The organism is Acidimicrobiales bacterium (assembly GCA_036273495.1).
Taxonomy (GTDB): Bacteria; Actinomycetota; Acidimicrobiia; order Acidimicrobiales; family JAJPHE01; genus DASSEU01.
In genome coordinates this window covers 1-12545 of record DASUHN010000413.1, presented here as the reverse complement: position 1 = coordinate 12545, position 12545 = coordinate 1, and the positions used below count along the sequence as shown (strand labels likewise).

Below are 12545 nucleotides of genomic sequence, written 5' to 3'. Positions count from 1 at the left end.
CGCCATCGACCCCGGCCTGGCCGAGGCCCTCGTGGTGGAGGTGGCCGCCCGGGCCCAGGCCGCCGAGGCCGAGGGCACCAGCCCGGTGCTTCTTTGCACGGGGCGTCTGCGCCCCGCCCTTCACCGCCTGGTGCGGGCGGCGGCCCCCCGGCTACCTGTCATGTCCGTCAACGAGCTCGGGCCGTATGTCCGTCCCGACAAGATTGGAGTGGTGAACCTTGCTGTCGCGGCGACGGTTTGAGGGTCCCGACATCCAGAAGGTCCTGGCCCGGATCCAGTCGGAGCTGGGGCCGTCGGCCCAGATCATCTCGGCCGAGAAGGTGCGGCGCGGAGGCGTCGGCGGCTTCTTCTCCCGGGAGACGTACCAGGTGGTCGTGGACGGGCCCGAGGAGCCGGTCTCCCGTCCGACCCTGCTCTCGGCACGGCGTCGGGCGGCACGCATCGCGCCCGCGCCGGCTGCGCCGGACGCGGGGGAGCGGAAGGTGCCGGTGCCCTCGACCGAGGGCGCGCCGTTTGCCGAGGTGCTCCGCCGCCTGACCGAGAACGCCCAGCCGGTGGCGGAAGCCGAGCCGGCACCGGTGGCGACGGTCCCGGCCGCCGACCCCACGCCGGCGCCGACCCAGGTCGACGCCGTGGCCGACGAGGACCTCACCGCGCTGCTCCGCCAGATGTCCGCGGCGCGCGCCATGGCCGAGACTGCAAGCGAGCCGGCTTCGGCTGAGGCCTGGATCGACGAGGCGCAGATCGACGAGGCGCAGATGGCCGACGTCGAGAGGGCCGAGATCCACCTCACCGAGGCTGATATGGCCGAGCCCGAGATGACCGGGCCCGAGATGGCCGGGCCCGAGATGGCCGAGCCCGAGATGGCCGAGCCCGAGATGGCCGGGCCCGCCTTGACCCGGCCCGAGATGGCCGAGACGCAACCCGAGGCCGACGTGATCGAGGGAGAGATCGACCTGACCGACGCCCAGGATCTGCATCCGGCGCTTGCTGCGGCGGAGCCGATGCTCCCGACCGGGACCGCCGTGGCCGAGGAGCGCCGGGCCGTGCTCGCCGAGCTGCAGGCCGTCCCCCTCCCGCCCGCCGATGCCAAGGCGGGGCTCAACGGCATCACGCCGGCGCGGGCCCGGCCCGCGCTCAAGCGCATGGGACTGCCCACCTCGCTTCTGCCCGCTGACGGGCGCCTGGGGCTGGTCCCGGCGCTGTACCGGGCGCTGTCCCGGATGCCCATGGCCCCGCCGGTCTGCCTGCAGCCGGGCGAGGTGATGGCAGTCATCGGGGCCGCCGACCGGGCGCTCGTCCTGGCCTCCCGGCTGGCCCTCAGCATCGGACTCGACCCCGCCGACGTCGTGATCGCCTCCCCCGCCGACGTGGGCGAGGCCGGATCGCAGCGCATGGTGATCGGGTGTGGCGCGGCGGCGGAGTCGCATGCCGAGGAGTGGGCCGCCCGGACCAGGCCGACGGTCGTGTCGATCGCCGCCGCCCCCGGCTCGGGGCGGGAGACCTGGGCCAACAACGTCATCGAGGCCCTGCAGCCCGCCGCGGTCTGGGGTGTCGTCGAGGCGACCCGCAAGCCGGAGGACGTGGCGGCGTGGTCCGACGCCGTGGGACAGGTCGACGCCCTGGCCCTCGAGGATGTCGACGCCACCACCAGTCCCGCCGCCGTGCTCGGCACCGGGATCCCCGTGGCGCTGCTCGACGGGCAGCTCGCCTCGCCCGAGGCCTGGACGGCGCTGCTGGCCGGACGCCTGCGCGCCGCCGCCTGACTGAGATGACACCTCTGGTCCTAGCCGTCGGGCTCCTGCTGGCCCTGCCTACCGTCAAGGGCGCCATGGGCGGCCAGATCGACCCGGGTGCCGCCCTGGCCCGGATCTTCGTGGGCATGGCCGTGGCCTGGGCCGCCGTCGCGCTGGTGAAGTCCGTCGTGTCCCATCACACGGGCGAGCCGGTCGAGGACCCGGCCGGCGCCCCATCGGGGGACGGCGCTCCCGCCGAGGCTTAAAGGGTCGCACCCCTCGCGGATGGCCGGGTGGCGTGGGGCTGTGGTCCCCACGGCACGCGGCGGGCGAGGTCGGCAGGACCCGGGGGCCCGCCGCTATTGGCGGCCCATCAGCATGGCGACGATCGGGCTGGGTTCGGCGGGCTGCCAGCTGCGGTAGGCCTCCTTGACCGGAACGGGCCACTCGACGTCGATGTCGACGCGCGCTCCCGGTCCACTCGCACCCGCCAAGAGGCGCAGCGCCGTGGACAGCACCGCCATCTGGAGCGATCGGTCGTGGGGCGGTCCGAAGGAGTGGCCGAACGGGAACTCCACTCCCAGCACCCGCGGCGCCAGCATGTGTCCGGCCACCGCCGGCATCATCGTCACCACCACGGTGGGGATCCCGCTGGCTTCGATTCGTCGTGCCAGCACGGGCACGTTTCGGCAGCAGTCCGGTCAGACCGGGGCCAGCACCAGGCCGTCGACCCGCTCGTCGCGCAGGACCTCGACGATCTCGGGGGCGGTCCGGTCCCGCCAGACCTCCAACCCCTCCTCCTGGTAGCCCATCACGGAGAAATGCGTGTCGGCGGACGCGCCCACGACCCCGGAGGCGACCAGTTCGTCGAGGCCGCGCAGCGGGAGGGCCACCTCGTGATCGGCCTTCACGTCGGCGTCGTTCACATGCAGGTGCATCATGCCCAGGTCCCCCTGCCGGGCCGAGCGGGGGATGGCGCGCCACGACGGGTCCCCCCACATCGGGTTGGCGTGCTCCCCGGCCGCGTCGAAAGGCGGCTGGCTGCCCTCCAGGTAGAGGCCGGCCGAGCTGAGCAGCGCCACGCGGGCCTCCGCCAGGCGGGCGGTGAACGGGGCCCACACCGGCTCCTCCTCCCCGGCCAGGCGGGGCGGGTCCTCGTAGCGGGCTCGGAAGCTGCGCGGGAGGAAGCGGTAGCTGTCGACCTCCACTCTGTGAACCTAACTGGTGGCGGCGGCGGACGGGGGCCTCAGAGGCCCATGTCCTCCCATCCGCTGAACCCGGACGGGTCGTGGCGGCCCAGGCAGGCGTGCTCGAAGATGCCGATGCCCGCTTCCCCGTTGCAGGTGGCCCGGGCCACGTGGTCGATCATCGACGTGGCGGTACGGCCCCGCACGGCCGGGTCGTCGAGGTCGTAGACCGACCCGTCGACCCACTTCTCGCCCTTCCACAGCCCGTGGCTCCAATCGGGGTCGGACCCGTAGCCGCAGCCGACGTTCAACGAGACGGAGGTGACGGGGTCGATCTCGAGGGTGACCGGCGTGCCGTCCCGTTCGCTGAGGTGAATGGTGGCGTGCTCGGGAAAACGGGTCCCGGGCCGGTAGCTGATGTCGAAGCGGGGCCAGCCCAGCTGATCGTCGGGACGTCCCGATCCCGCCGGCCAGATGCGCACCGCCTCGGTCAGCGTCCTCCGCCCCAGCGGGTCCTCCTGGGCGATCACCACGATCGTGTAATCCGGGAACCGCAGCGGCACCCAGCACCACCAGATGCCGGTCGTGGGATCGCGGAACGACCTCCCCGCCGGCTCCGCCTCCCCGACGGGCCGGATCCCCCACGACCGGTCCCGGTCACCCGACCAGGGTGTGCCGTCGAGATCGGTCTCCTGGCCCTGGAAGCTGAAGGTCCCGGTCCAGCGCCCGGTCTGGACGAAGCGGCAGCCGTCGATGGTGATCCGGGACCCGGAGTGCATCACGTGGCGCGGCTCCTCGAAGGCCTCGGAAACGGCGGTGTAGGTCAGGTCGAAGGAGAGCCCGAGGGCATCCGCGTCACAGATGGCGCGGAGGCGTCGGAGCGGCTCCACCACCTCGAAGCGGATGGGGCCCACCGCCTGCGCCATCCGGTCGGTTCCCAGTGCGTCCGACGCCCGCACGGCCACCTGGGTCCGTCCCCGCCGGGCCGTGGCGTAGGCGTCGATGACACCGAGGTTGGGGTACACGCCGAGGCCGGTCACCAGGTAGGTCGAGCCGTCGTCGGCGAAGGCATGCATGATGCAGCGGTCGTAGGCGTTGCGGTCGCTGGTGGCCGGGAACCGCATCGAGAGCGGCGCCTGGTGGATCGGGTACTCGTCGAGGGGATCGGGGACGGACACGGCGCTCCTCCTGGCGCGGGCGCCCTGCCCGCTCCCCGAGTCTGCCCCAGCTACGTGGGGCTCACCACCGGTACCAGCGGGCCTCCGCTCCCCGGGCGAAGAAGCCCACGACCCACACCAGGGCCAGGATGACCGCCAGGACCCACAGGGCGTGGATGGCGAAGCCCAGCCCGCCGAACAGGATGGCGAGGATGAGTACGGCGAGTACCAGTCCCATGGCTTCCTCCTACCGGTAGGTGTCTCGGACGACGCGACGTCCGGCCGCCGGGTCGGCGTAGCCGTCGTCGACCACGGTCGTACGGCGGACGCCGCCCCATGACCCCATGCCGCCGATCGTCAGCGCCGTCAGGAGCCCGATGGCCTCGACGATCATCAGGATCAGGCCGATGGTGTGGATGTTGAAGCCGTGGCCGGTCACGTTCACCGCGAACGCCATGACGGCGCCAGCAGCAATGAGCAGAACGCTTGCTCCTATGCCCATGCGAAGCTCTCCTTGTGATCCGGGTTCGACCCCGGTGCTCAGCGGTGATTCCCTTCGTTTGGGGATGTTTAACCTGCGGCCCGGCCCGGCCCGGTCCGGCCCCGGCGAGCGAGCGGGCGTTTGTCACAGAACGTAGAATTCGCCCTACTGGTCCGGAATGGCAGGTGGGGGAGGCGGGTGGACGAGCAGGCGAAGAGGATTCTGATCGTCGAGGACGACGACGGCCTGCGGGATCTCCTGGTACTGGAGATGACGGGGGAGCCGGCCTTCCACCTGACCTCGGTCGGCGACGGCAGCCAGGCCCTCGAACTGGTTCACGAGGTGGCCTTCGACCTGGTCGTTCTCGACCTCCAGCTGCCCGGGGCTTCCGGGCTCGAGATCCTCACCACCATCCAGCGGGACTCGCCGGGCACCGACGTCATCGTGCTGACCGGCCTGGCTCCCGACGACCCCCGGGTGGTCGAGGCGCTGAGGCGGGTCGAGCACCTTCTCGAGAAGCCCTTCCCCCCCGAGCAGGTCGTGGGTCTCGTGCGCAGCTGTCTCACCGGCCGGGACCCGGTTGCCGGTCGGCAGAGCCTGTAGTCACCGGGTCGGCGCTCAGACCCGCAGGAACCACCGGCGGCGGTACAGCACGGCCAGCCCGATCCACCACAGGAGAAGGACGGCGCCGGCGTAGGCCAGAGCCCCGCCCGTGGTGCCGAACGGCGCCGTCAGGTAGCGCAGCCAGATCCAGAAGGGGATCGGGGCGTCGGGGATCCCCTTGACGGCGTGGTGGTAGTGGGCCAGGGCGGCGGCGGACAGCTCGGAGCCGAAATAGACGACCACGGCGTTGGCCCCGAGCACCCGGAAGGGGAGCCCCGCCGCGCCGGCGACGCGGCTGCGGCGGTCGAACACGACGTGGCACAGGGCCAGGGCGGCCAGGCACAGCCCGGTCATCAGCAGGACGTAGGACGGGGTCCACATCCGCTTGTTGATCGGGACGTCGTGGGACCAGAGCAGCCCGGCGCCGCTCGCGCCGACCGCCGCGGTGAGCAGGACGGCCACGGTGAAGCGCCGCGGGTGCCGGGCCCGCAGGAGCATTCCGGCCCAGTTGCCGAACAGCACGCCCGCTGCCGCCACGACGCTGCCCAGCAGTCCCTCGGGGTCGTAGCCGGGCACACCCCCTCCGTACATGTGGTCACGGCCGAACACGGTCCGGTCGACCCATGCCGCCAGGTTCCCATGGGGCGTGAGCGACCCGGCCCCGTAGCCGGGCACCGGCGCCCAGCGCAGGGCCGCCCAGTACCCGACGAGCAGCGCCGCGGCCAGAACGGCCTGGTGCCGGGGCCGCAGGAACAGGACGGCGACGGCGGCCACGAGGTAGGCGATGGCTATCCGTTGCAGGACGCCGGGCAGGCGGAGCGTCCCGAGGACGCTGTGGCCGTCCCCGAGCAGCAGCGGGAAGCCGTTGACGAGAAGGCCGAGGGCCACGAGCAGCAGGACCCGCCGGCCGATCCGCAGCAGGGCGGAGCGCTTCGGCGCCCGCCCGTCGAGGTGGCGCGCCAGCGAGAACGGCATTGCCACTCCCACCATGAACAGGAAGGCGGGGAAGATGGTGTCGGCGAAGGTCCAGCCGTTCCACGGCGAATGGGTCAGCTGGTGGTACAGGTAGGGCGGGCCCATGGCCGGGTCGTTGACCAGGACCATGGCGGCGATGGTGGCGCCCCGGAGCACGTCCAGGGACTGCAGACGTGCCGGCTCCGCCACCCGGAGATAATGGACCAGGTGAGCGTCCTGCCGCCCCGCCGTCCCGTCACCGACCGACGGGTGCTGGCCGTGCGCGGTGAGCGCCGTCTCGAGCTGCCCGACGAGCTCGTCACCGAGGAGCCGATGGAGATCAGGGTGGCCGGGCCGGGCCGGCCGGCGGAGACGGTCGCGGTGACCATGCGCACCCCGGGCCACGACTTCGAGCTGGCGGTGGGCTTCCTTCTGTCCGAGGGGGTGATCGAGGACGGCGCCTGGGTGCGAGCCGTGCGCTATTGCGATGCCGACGGGACGGCCGGAGCCGACGACCGGTTGAACACGGTCACGGTCCAGGTCGACCGTCCCATCGCCATCGGGCGCCGCCGCGTCGGGGCGGTCAGCTCCTCGTGCGGGGTGTGCGGGAGCGCCAGCCTGGACGGGTTGCTGGCGCGGTGCCGGCCCCTCGGGCCGGGCGCACCGTTCCCCGGCGGGATGCTCATGGCCCTGCCGGAGCGGCTGCGCGTTGGTCAGCGGGTGTTCGGGCGCACGGGCGGGTTGCACGGCGCCGGTCTGTTCACGCGCGCGGGCGCGTCCCTCGCGGTGAGAGAGGACATCGGCAGGCACAACGCCGTCGACAAGCTGGCCGGGTGGGCGGTGCTGGAGCGACGGGTCCAGCTCTCAGACGCCGCCCTCGTGGTCTCCGGTCGGGTCAGCTTCGAGATCGTCCAGAAGGCGGCGGTTGCCGGCGTGCCGGTCGTCGTCGCGGTCTCGGCCGCCTCGAGCCTGGCGGTGGAGACGGCCGAGAGCCTCGGCATCTGCCTGGTCGGCTTCGCCCGCGGCGCCTCGGCCAACGTCTACTCCTGTCCGGAACGGATCACCTGGGAGGACAGCTGAGGGCGCGGGCCGCTCACCCCTCGAGGAGGCGGGCCTTCTGCACCTTGCCGAGGGCGTTGCGGGGCAGGGCGTCGACCATCCGCACCTCCCGCGGGCGCTTGTGCACCGACAGGCGCCCCGCCACCCATTCCTGCAGCTCCCGGTCCCCCGCCCCGTCGCACACCACGAATGCCACGATGCGCTGGCCCAGATCGACGTCGGGGACGCCCACGACCGCGGCCTCCGACACGGCGGGGTGGGCCAGAAGGGCGTCTTCGACCTCGCCGGCCCCGACGCGGAAGCCACCGGTCTTGATGAGATCGGTCGACAGCCTCCCGACGATGCGATGGAGGCCGGCGGCGTCGACGGTGGCGGCGTCCCCCGTGCGGAACCAGCCGTCCGCGCTGAATCCGGCCGATGGAGGCCGGCCGACGTAGCCGTCGAAAAGAGTCGCGCCGCGTACCTCGAGCTCGCCGACGGACTCCTCGCCACTATCGCCCCGCTCGGGGTCGTCGGGGGGGACGATCCGGGTCTCGACCCCGAGAAGGGCCCAGCCCACGTATCCGGGCCGCCGCGAGCGGTCATGCCGGGCCGACACGGTGATGAGCGTCTCGGTCATGCCGTAGCGCTCGACGGGCTCGTGGCCCGTCAGGTCGCGGAGCGCCCCGAAGGTATCGGCGGGCAGGGCCGCGCTCCCCGAGACCAGCAGCCGGGCCGAAGCCAGCGCCCGGGCGTGGCCCGGGCTGGCGACCAGCCGGGACCACACGGTCGGCACTCCGAAGAACAGTGAGCCGCCGGCGGACGCGGCGGCGGCATAGGCCTCGGGCAGCGGCCGCACCGTGTGGGTGAGCCGGCAGCCCACCCGCAGGGCGCCCAGCACGCCGAGGACCAGGCCGTGGACGTGGTACAGCGGCAGGCCGTGGACCAGGTGGTCATCGGCGGTCCAGGCCCACGCCTCGGCCAGGGCGTCGAGGTCGGCGGCCAGAGCCCGAGCGGAGAGCATCGCCCCCTTGGGAGGGCCGGTGGTCCCCGACGTGTAGATGATCAGGGCGGGGGACCGGGCCGGGCCCGGGTCGGCGCCTACCGTTCGGCCGGGGGCGAGGACCGCTCCGGTCCGGGCCAACGGCACGACCTCCAGTCCGGACCCCTCCCAGGCCCCGGGTCCGACGGCGGCGCGCGCGCCGCAGTCGCGGAGGATGTGGTCACGCTCGGCCGGGCCGACGTCGGCCGAGATGGGGACCACCGGTGCCCCGGCCAGCAGGCCGGCCACCACGGCGACGACGGTGTCCATGGTCGGGGCGGCGTGGACCGCGACCGGCCGGCCGGGGGCCAGGCGGGCCGCGCTGGAGGCCGCCCGCTCCACCAGCTCGGCGTGGGAGACCGCCGTATCCCCCACGCGGACCGCGGTGGGGTGGTCCGAGACCGGCTCCCCCGCATTCCCGACCAGGCCGGCCAGCAGCTCCATGGGACCGGATTCTGCCGCGCTAAAGGCCGGAGGCCCCGCCCGCCGAAACCAAATCGTGGAACTGCCCGATGATCAGTCGCGCCCTGCCGCCAGCATCGTCGTCCCGGTCTGGAACAACGTGGCGTACACCCACGCCTGCCTGGTCAGGCTGGCGGGCGCCACCCCGGCGGGCACCTACGAGGTGGTGCTGGTCGACAACGGCTCGACCGACGCCACCCCGGAGCTGCTGGCCGGCCTGTCGGGGGACGTGCGGGTCGTCCGCAACGACCAGAACCTGGGCTTTGCCCGGGCGTGCAACCAGGGCGCCGAGGTGGCGCGGGGCCGCTACCTGGTCTTCCTCAACAACGACACCGAGCCCCATCCCGGTTGGTTGGAGCCGCTCATCGAGGTACTGGAGACCGAGCCCGACGTAGGCGTGGTTGGGAGCAAGCTGCTGTTCCCGAACGGGCTGGTCCAGCACGCAGGGGTGTTGCTGGTGCGCGACGTCGGACGCGACGAGCTGCACGGGTACCACCGCCTCGCCGGCTCGGTTCCCGACGACGCCCTGGTCGAGACGCGCGCCGATCTGCAGGCGGTCACCGCCGCCGCCCTGGCGATCCGGAGCGAGCTGTTCGCGGAGATCGGTGGCTTCGACGAGGCCTACTGGAACGGCAACGAGGACGTCGACCTGTGCCTCAAGGTTCGGGCGGCCGGCCGTCGGGTGGTGTACGAGCCGCGCAGCACCCTGACCCACCACGAGTCGGTGTCCGGCCCGGAGCGCTTCTCGCGCGTCACCGAGAACGTCCGCCTCCTGAACGAGAGGTGGGGTGAGCGGGCGGCGCCCGACATGGTGGGGCACAACGGCGTCTACGCGAGCGTCCCCGGCTCCGCCGGTGGCGCGGAAGGGCGCGCCGGCGGGCGCCTCCGCCGCGATGCCGTGCACGTCGTCGGGCCCGTCGGCCCCCACGGGCGGCCGGGCCGCACCATGGCCCTGGCCGCCGACTTGCTGGCCGCGGCCGGTGTCGACCACGACGTGACCGCCTATCACCGCGCCTGTCCCCCCGATCTCCCCCCTCCGTACTCGCTCAACGGGACCGGTCACTCGTGCGGCATCCTCGTGGTCTGCTCGGAACCCGACGCCGTAGCCTCGTTCCTGGCCGAGCGGGGCCCGGGCTTCGTGGAAGACCGCTACGTCATCGCGTTCTGGGGCTGGCCGGGCGCGCTCGTGCCCGAGCCCCGCGCCCTGGGCATGGCCCATGAGCTCTGGATCGCCAACCCGGCGTTGCATGCCTACGCCGACTCGGCATCGGTCGGGATCTCTCTGTTCCTGCCTCCGTCCCCCGACGGACCGTTCGCGTCAGGGGATGAGATCCGGTCGGTCACCGGCACGGCCGAGAAGCTCACCTTCACGGCCGCCCTCGATCTTTCGGCGGGACCGAGCTTCTACGACACCTTCGACGATGCGGCAATCGCCATCGCCGCCTTCACCCGGACCTTCGGCCCCGAGGATCGGGCCCACCTGCTCGTCGGGGTGACGGGAGGGCGGCATCTCCCGTGGCGGGTGCAGCCGTTGATGGACATCGCCGGAGACCACCCGGCTGTCTCGGTGCTCGACCTGGACCCGGCCGGGCTCACGGGGTCGCATCTGGCGGCGGCAGGTGACTGCCACGTGGCCCTCACCGGGGCCCGGGGCCTCGCTCCGGCCCCCCTGGCGGCCATGCAGGCGGGGGTCCCGATCTTGGCCCTGATCGATCCGGCCAATCCCCCGGTCGTCACCACGCGCAACTCGTTCCTCCTGGACCCGGCCGCGGCGGGGGGGACGGCCGAGTGCGTGGCCCTCACGGCTGACGTCATGCGGCAGGTCGCCGCCGATCCGATAGGCCGGGCGGGGCGGGGCCGGTGGGCCGCCGACGACATTGCCCGCCGTGACGACCGGGGCCGGGCGGTGCGGCTGGTCGGCGACCGGATCAACAGGGCCGGACGGCTCCTCGATCAACTGGCCGGCGCCGCACGCGGTTGACGCCTTTCCGCCGGTTTGTCCTCAGATCCGACCCGACCCGGACGAAGAAAGGGCCAGTACCGGACTTTTAGGAGAGGGGACCAGGGTGGACGAGGCGGGAACCACGCGGCGGGTGCTGATAGCCGAGGACCAGCAGGGCATGCGGAACCTGGTGCGCTGGCTGGTGGAGCTGGAGGACGGCCTGGAGGTCGTGGGGGAAGCCACCTCGGGCCAGGAGGTCATCGACCGGGCCCACAGCCTGCGCCCCGACGCCATCGTGCTCGACCTGGGCCTGCCCGAGGTCGACGGCGAGGTGGCCCTCGCCGAGCTCCGCTCCGAGCTTCCCGACGCCAAGATCGTCGTGCTCTCGGGTCAGGCCTCGGCGCTCATCCAGCCCCGGCTCCGGGAGCTCGGCGCCGACGCCGTGGTGGAGAAGGACTCGGCTTCCCCCCAGTGGCAGGCCCAGCTGCTCGCCGAGCTGCACGGCGACCGGGTGGTGGCCGTCTAACCCACCGGTTCAGCCGGCACGACCGCCCGCTCGTCCGCGTTGCGGAGGCGGGCGGTGACGACCTCCAACAGGCCCCGCGCCACACCCGCCTGGCCGACCAACGCGCCCAGATGGCGGTTCCCGACGACCAGCACGCGCATCGGGGATCGGGCCACCACCGTGGCGCTGCGGGGTCGCCTGTCGATGAGCGCCATCTCGCCGACGGTCTGGCCCCGGCCGACGACGGCAACGACCTCTCCGGCCACGGCCACCTCGGCCGTCCCCTCGAGGATCACGAAGGCTTCCGTCCCCCGATCCCCCTCCCACATCAGGACGTGGCCGGCAGGCAGGAGACATTCGTCGGCCGCTCCCGCCAGCACCTCGCGCTCCTCGCGGGAGCAGTGGGCCAGGAACGGCAGGTCGGCCAGGGTGGCCGCCTTGTCCATGGAGGTCCGGCGGTGGGCACGGCGGTTGGTCATGGAAGAACCGTAAGCCGGGGTCCCTTCCGGGCGAATCGGACCCGAGAACGAATCGCCTACCGCCGCGAGATGGTCTTCGGGTCCTCCTGCAGGCTGAGCTCGTCCTCCACCGACACCTGCTCGGTCCAGTGGTACTTGCCCCCCCGGAGCCACGACGCCACCGCCGCTACGGCGCACGCCACGATGGCGAAGGTGAACGCCTCGTGGAGCCCGGAGCGGAACGGCGCCGAGATCAGGTCCGGGAAGAACTGCCGGCCCACCAGGACGTTCTGCTGACTCTTCGGCAGCTGGCTGAGGACGGTGGGGCCGAGGAGGTGCTGGACGGGGCTGTAGCCGAGGAAGGCGCCGAACAGGGTCGACACCGGCGGTAGGTGGGCCACGCGTGAGGCCGCCGCGGCCGGGACCCCGTGGGCGGTGAGCCCGGTGTACAGGCTGCGGGGGAGCTTGGACGACAGACCGGCGATCATCAGGCTGAAGAAGATCCCGATCGACAGGACCTGCGCCGAGTTCTGGAAGGTGGCGCTCATCCCCGCCCCGGCGCCGCGGTGCTGCGGCGGCAGGCTGTTCATCACCCCGGCCCGGTTGGGGGAGGCGAAGGCGCCCATGGCCAAACCGTTGAGGAGCAGCAGCAGGCCGAACAGCACGTAGTTGAAGTTGGTCGGCAGCAGCTCGAGGAGCACGAAGCTGAGGGCGGCCGTCACCATCCCGCCGGTGGCGAAGGGCCGCGACCCGTAACGGTCCGAGAGGATGCCCGAGATGGGCCCGGCCAGGAGGAACCCGGCGGTCAGCGGCAACATGTAGATCCCCGCCCAGAGCGGGGTGGACTCGAACGAGTAGCCGTGGCGGGGCAGCCAGATCCCCTGCAGCCAGATGATCAGCATGAACATCAGCCCGCCGCGCCCCACGGCGGCCAGGAAGCTGGAGAGGGTGCCGGCGGTGAAGGCGCGGATGCGGAACAG

16 protein-coding genes are annotated in these 12545 nt (G+C 72.7%); 7 read left to right on the top strand and 9 right to left on the bottom strand.

Annotated features, from left to right (window positions below; all coding sequences use genetic code 11):
• The 3 genes from VFW24_18060 to VFW24_18050 all read left to right on the top strand — a co-directional run.
• A partial coding sequence (locus VFW24_18060; protein ID HEX5268675.1) for an FHIPEP family type III secretion protein occupies positions 1–241 on the top strand: 241 nt, incomplete at its 5' end.
• Positions 219–1766: a hypothetical protein gene (locus VFW24_18055; GenBank protein HEX5268674.1), complete on the top strand. Its 1548-nt coding sequence runs from the start codon at positions 219–221 to the stop codon at positions 1764–1766. The genes VFW24_18060 and VFW24_18055, both read left to right, overlap by 23 nt.
• 5 nt (positions 1767–1771) lie before the next feature.
• Positions 1772–2002 (top strand): hypothetical protein, encoded by a 231-nt coding sequence (locus VFW24_18050; protein HEX5268673.1) that lies wholly within the window; start codon positions 1772–1774, stop codon positions 2000–2002.
• Positions 2003–2095: 93 nt separating this feature from the next.
• Here the strand turns inward: VFW24_18050 and VFW24_18045 are convergent, their stop codons facing one another.
• The 5 genes from VFW24_18045 to VFW24_18025 all read right to left on the bottom strand — a co-directional run bounded on the left by VFW24_18045 (position 2096) and on the right by VFW24_18025 (position 4582).
• The gene (locus tag VFW24_18045; protein ID HEX5268672.1) at positions 2096–2413 is read right to left on the bottom strand and encodes a hypothetical protein; all 318 of its coding nucleotides are present in this window, start codon (positions 2411–2413) and stop codon (positions 2096–2098) included.
• 24 nt (positions 2414–2437) lie between these two features.
• Positions 2438–2944 (bottom strand): hypothetical protein, encoded by a 507-nt coding sequence (locus tag VFW24_18040; protein HEX5268671.1) that lies wholly within the window; start codon positions 2942–2944, stop codon positions 2438–2440.
• Positions 2945–2982: 38 nt separating this feature from the next.
• Entirely contained in the window at positions 2983–4101 is a 1119-nt protein-coding gene (locus VFW24_18035; protein ID HEX5268670.1) for a hypothetical protein, read from the bottom strand.
• A gap of 61 nt (positions 4102–4162) precedes the next feature.
• Complete coding sequence (locus VFW24_18030) at positions 4163–4318, bottom strand: hypothetical protein (protein HEX5268669.1); 156 nt, start codon at positions 4316–4318, stop codon at positions 4163–4165.
• Between the two features lie 9 nt (positions 4319–4327).
• Positions 4328–4582, bottom strand: coding sequence for a hypothetical protein (locus VFW24_18025; protein ID HEX5268668.1), 255 nt, complete (start codon positions 4580–4582; stop codon positions 4328–4330).
• Positions 4583–4759: 177 nt separating this feature from the next.
• On the opposite strand from VFW24_18025, the gene VFW24_18020 reads away from it, so the two are divergent.
• A complete protein-coding gene (locus tag VFW24_18020; protein HEX5268667.1) occupies positions 4760–5164 on the top strand; it encodes a response regulator in 405 nt (134 codons plus the stop codon).
• Positions 5165–5179: 15 nt separating this feature from the next.
• Here the strand turns inward: VFW24_18020 and VFW24_18015 are convergent, their stop codons facing one another.
• Positions 5180–6328: a DUF5009 domain-containing protein gene (locus VFW24_18015; GenBank protein HEX5268666.1), complete on the bottom strand. Its 1149-nt coding sequence runs from the start codon at positions 6326–6328 to the stop codon at positions 5180–5182.
• 18 nt (positions 6329–6346) lie between these two features.
• Here VFW24_18015 and fdhD point away from each other — a divergent pair, with 18 nt between their 5' ends.
• A complete protein-coding gene (gene fdhD, locus VFW24_18010; protein HEX5268665.1) occupies positions 6347–7198 on the top strand; it encodes a formate dehydrogenase accessory sulfurtransferase FdhD in 852 nt (283 codons plus the stop codon).
• Between the two features lie 13 nt (positions 7199–7211).
• Here fdhD and VFW24_18005 read toward each other — a convergent pair whose 3' ends face one another.
• On the bottom strand, positions 7212–8642 hold the full coding sequence (locus tag VFW24_18005) for an AMP-binding protein (GenBank protein ID HEX5268664.1): 1431 nt from the start codon (positions 8640–8642) through the stop codon (positions 7212–7214).
• Positions 8643–8697: 55 nt separating this feature from the next.
• Between VFW24_18005 and VFW24_18000 the strand changes: the two genes are divergently transcribed.
• Both VFW24_18000 and VFW24_17995 read left to right on the top strand, forming a co-directional pair.
• Positions 8698–10641, top strand: coding sequence for a glycosyltransferase family 2 protein (locus VFW24_18000; GenBank protein HEX5268663.1), 1944 nt, complete (start codon positions 8698–8700; stop codon positions 10639–10641).
• A gap of 85 nt (positions 10642–10726) precedes the next feature.
• Positions 10727–11128: a response regulator transcription factor gene (locus VFW24_17995; protein ID HEX5268662.1), complete on the top strand. Its 402-nt coding sequence runs from the start codon at positions 10727–10729 to the stop codon at positions 11126–11128.
• Here VFW24_17995 and VFW24_17990 read toward each other — a convergent pair.
• Positions 11125–11586, bottom strand: coding sequence for a cyclic nucleotide-binding domain-containing protein (locus VFW24_17990; GenBank protein ID HEX5268661.1), 462 nt, complete (start codon positions 11584–11586; stop codon positions 11125–11127). The two genes, VFW24_17995 and VFW24_17990, sit on opposite strands and share 4 nt — an antisense overlap.
• A 56-nt stretch (positions 11587–11642) precedes the next feature.
• Positions 11643–12545, bottom strand: a 903-nt coding sequence (locus tag VFW24_17985; GenBank protein ID HEX5268660.1) for an MFS transporter, incomplete at its 5' end; no start/stop codon positions are given.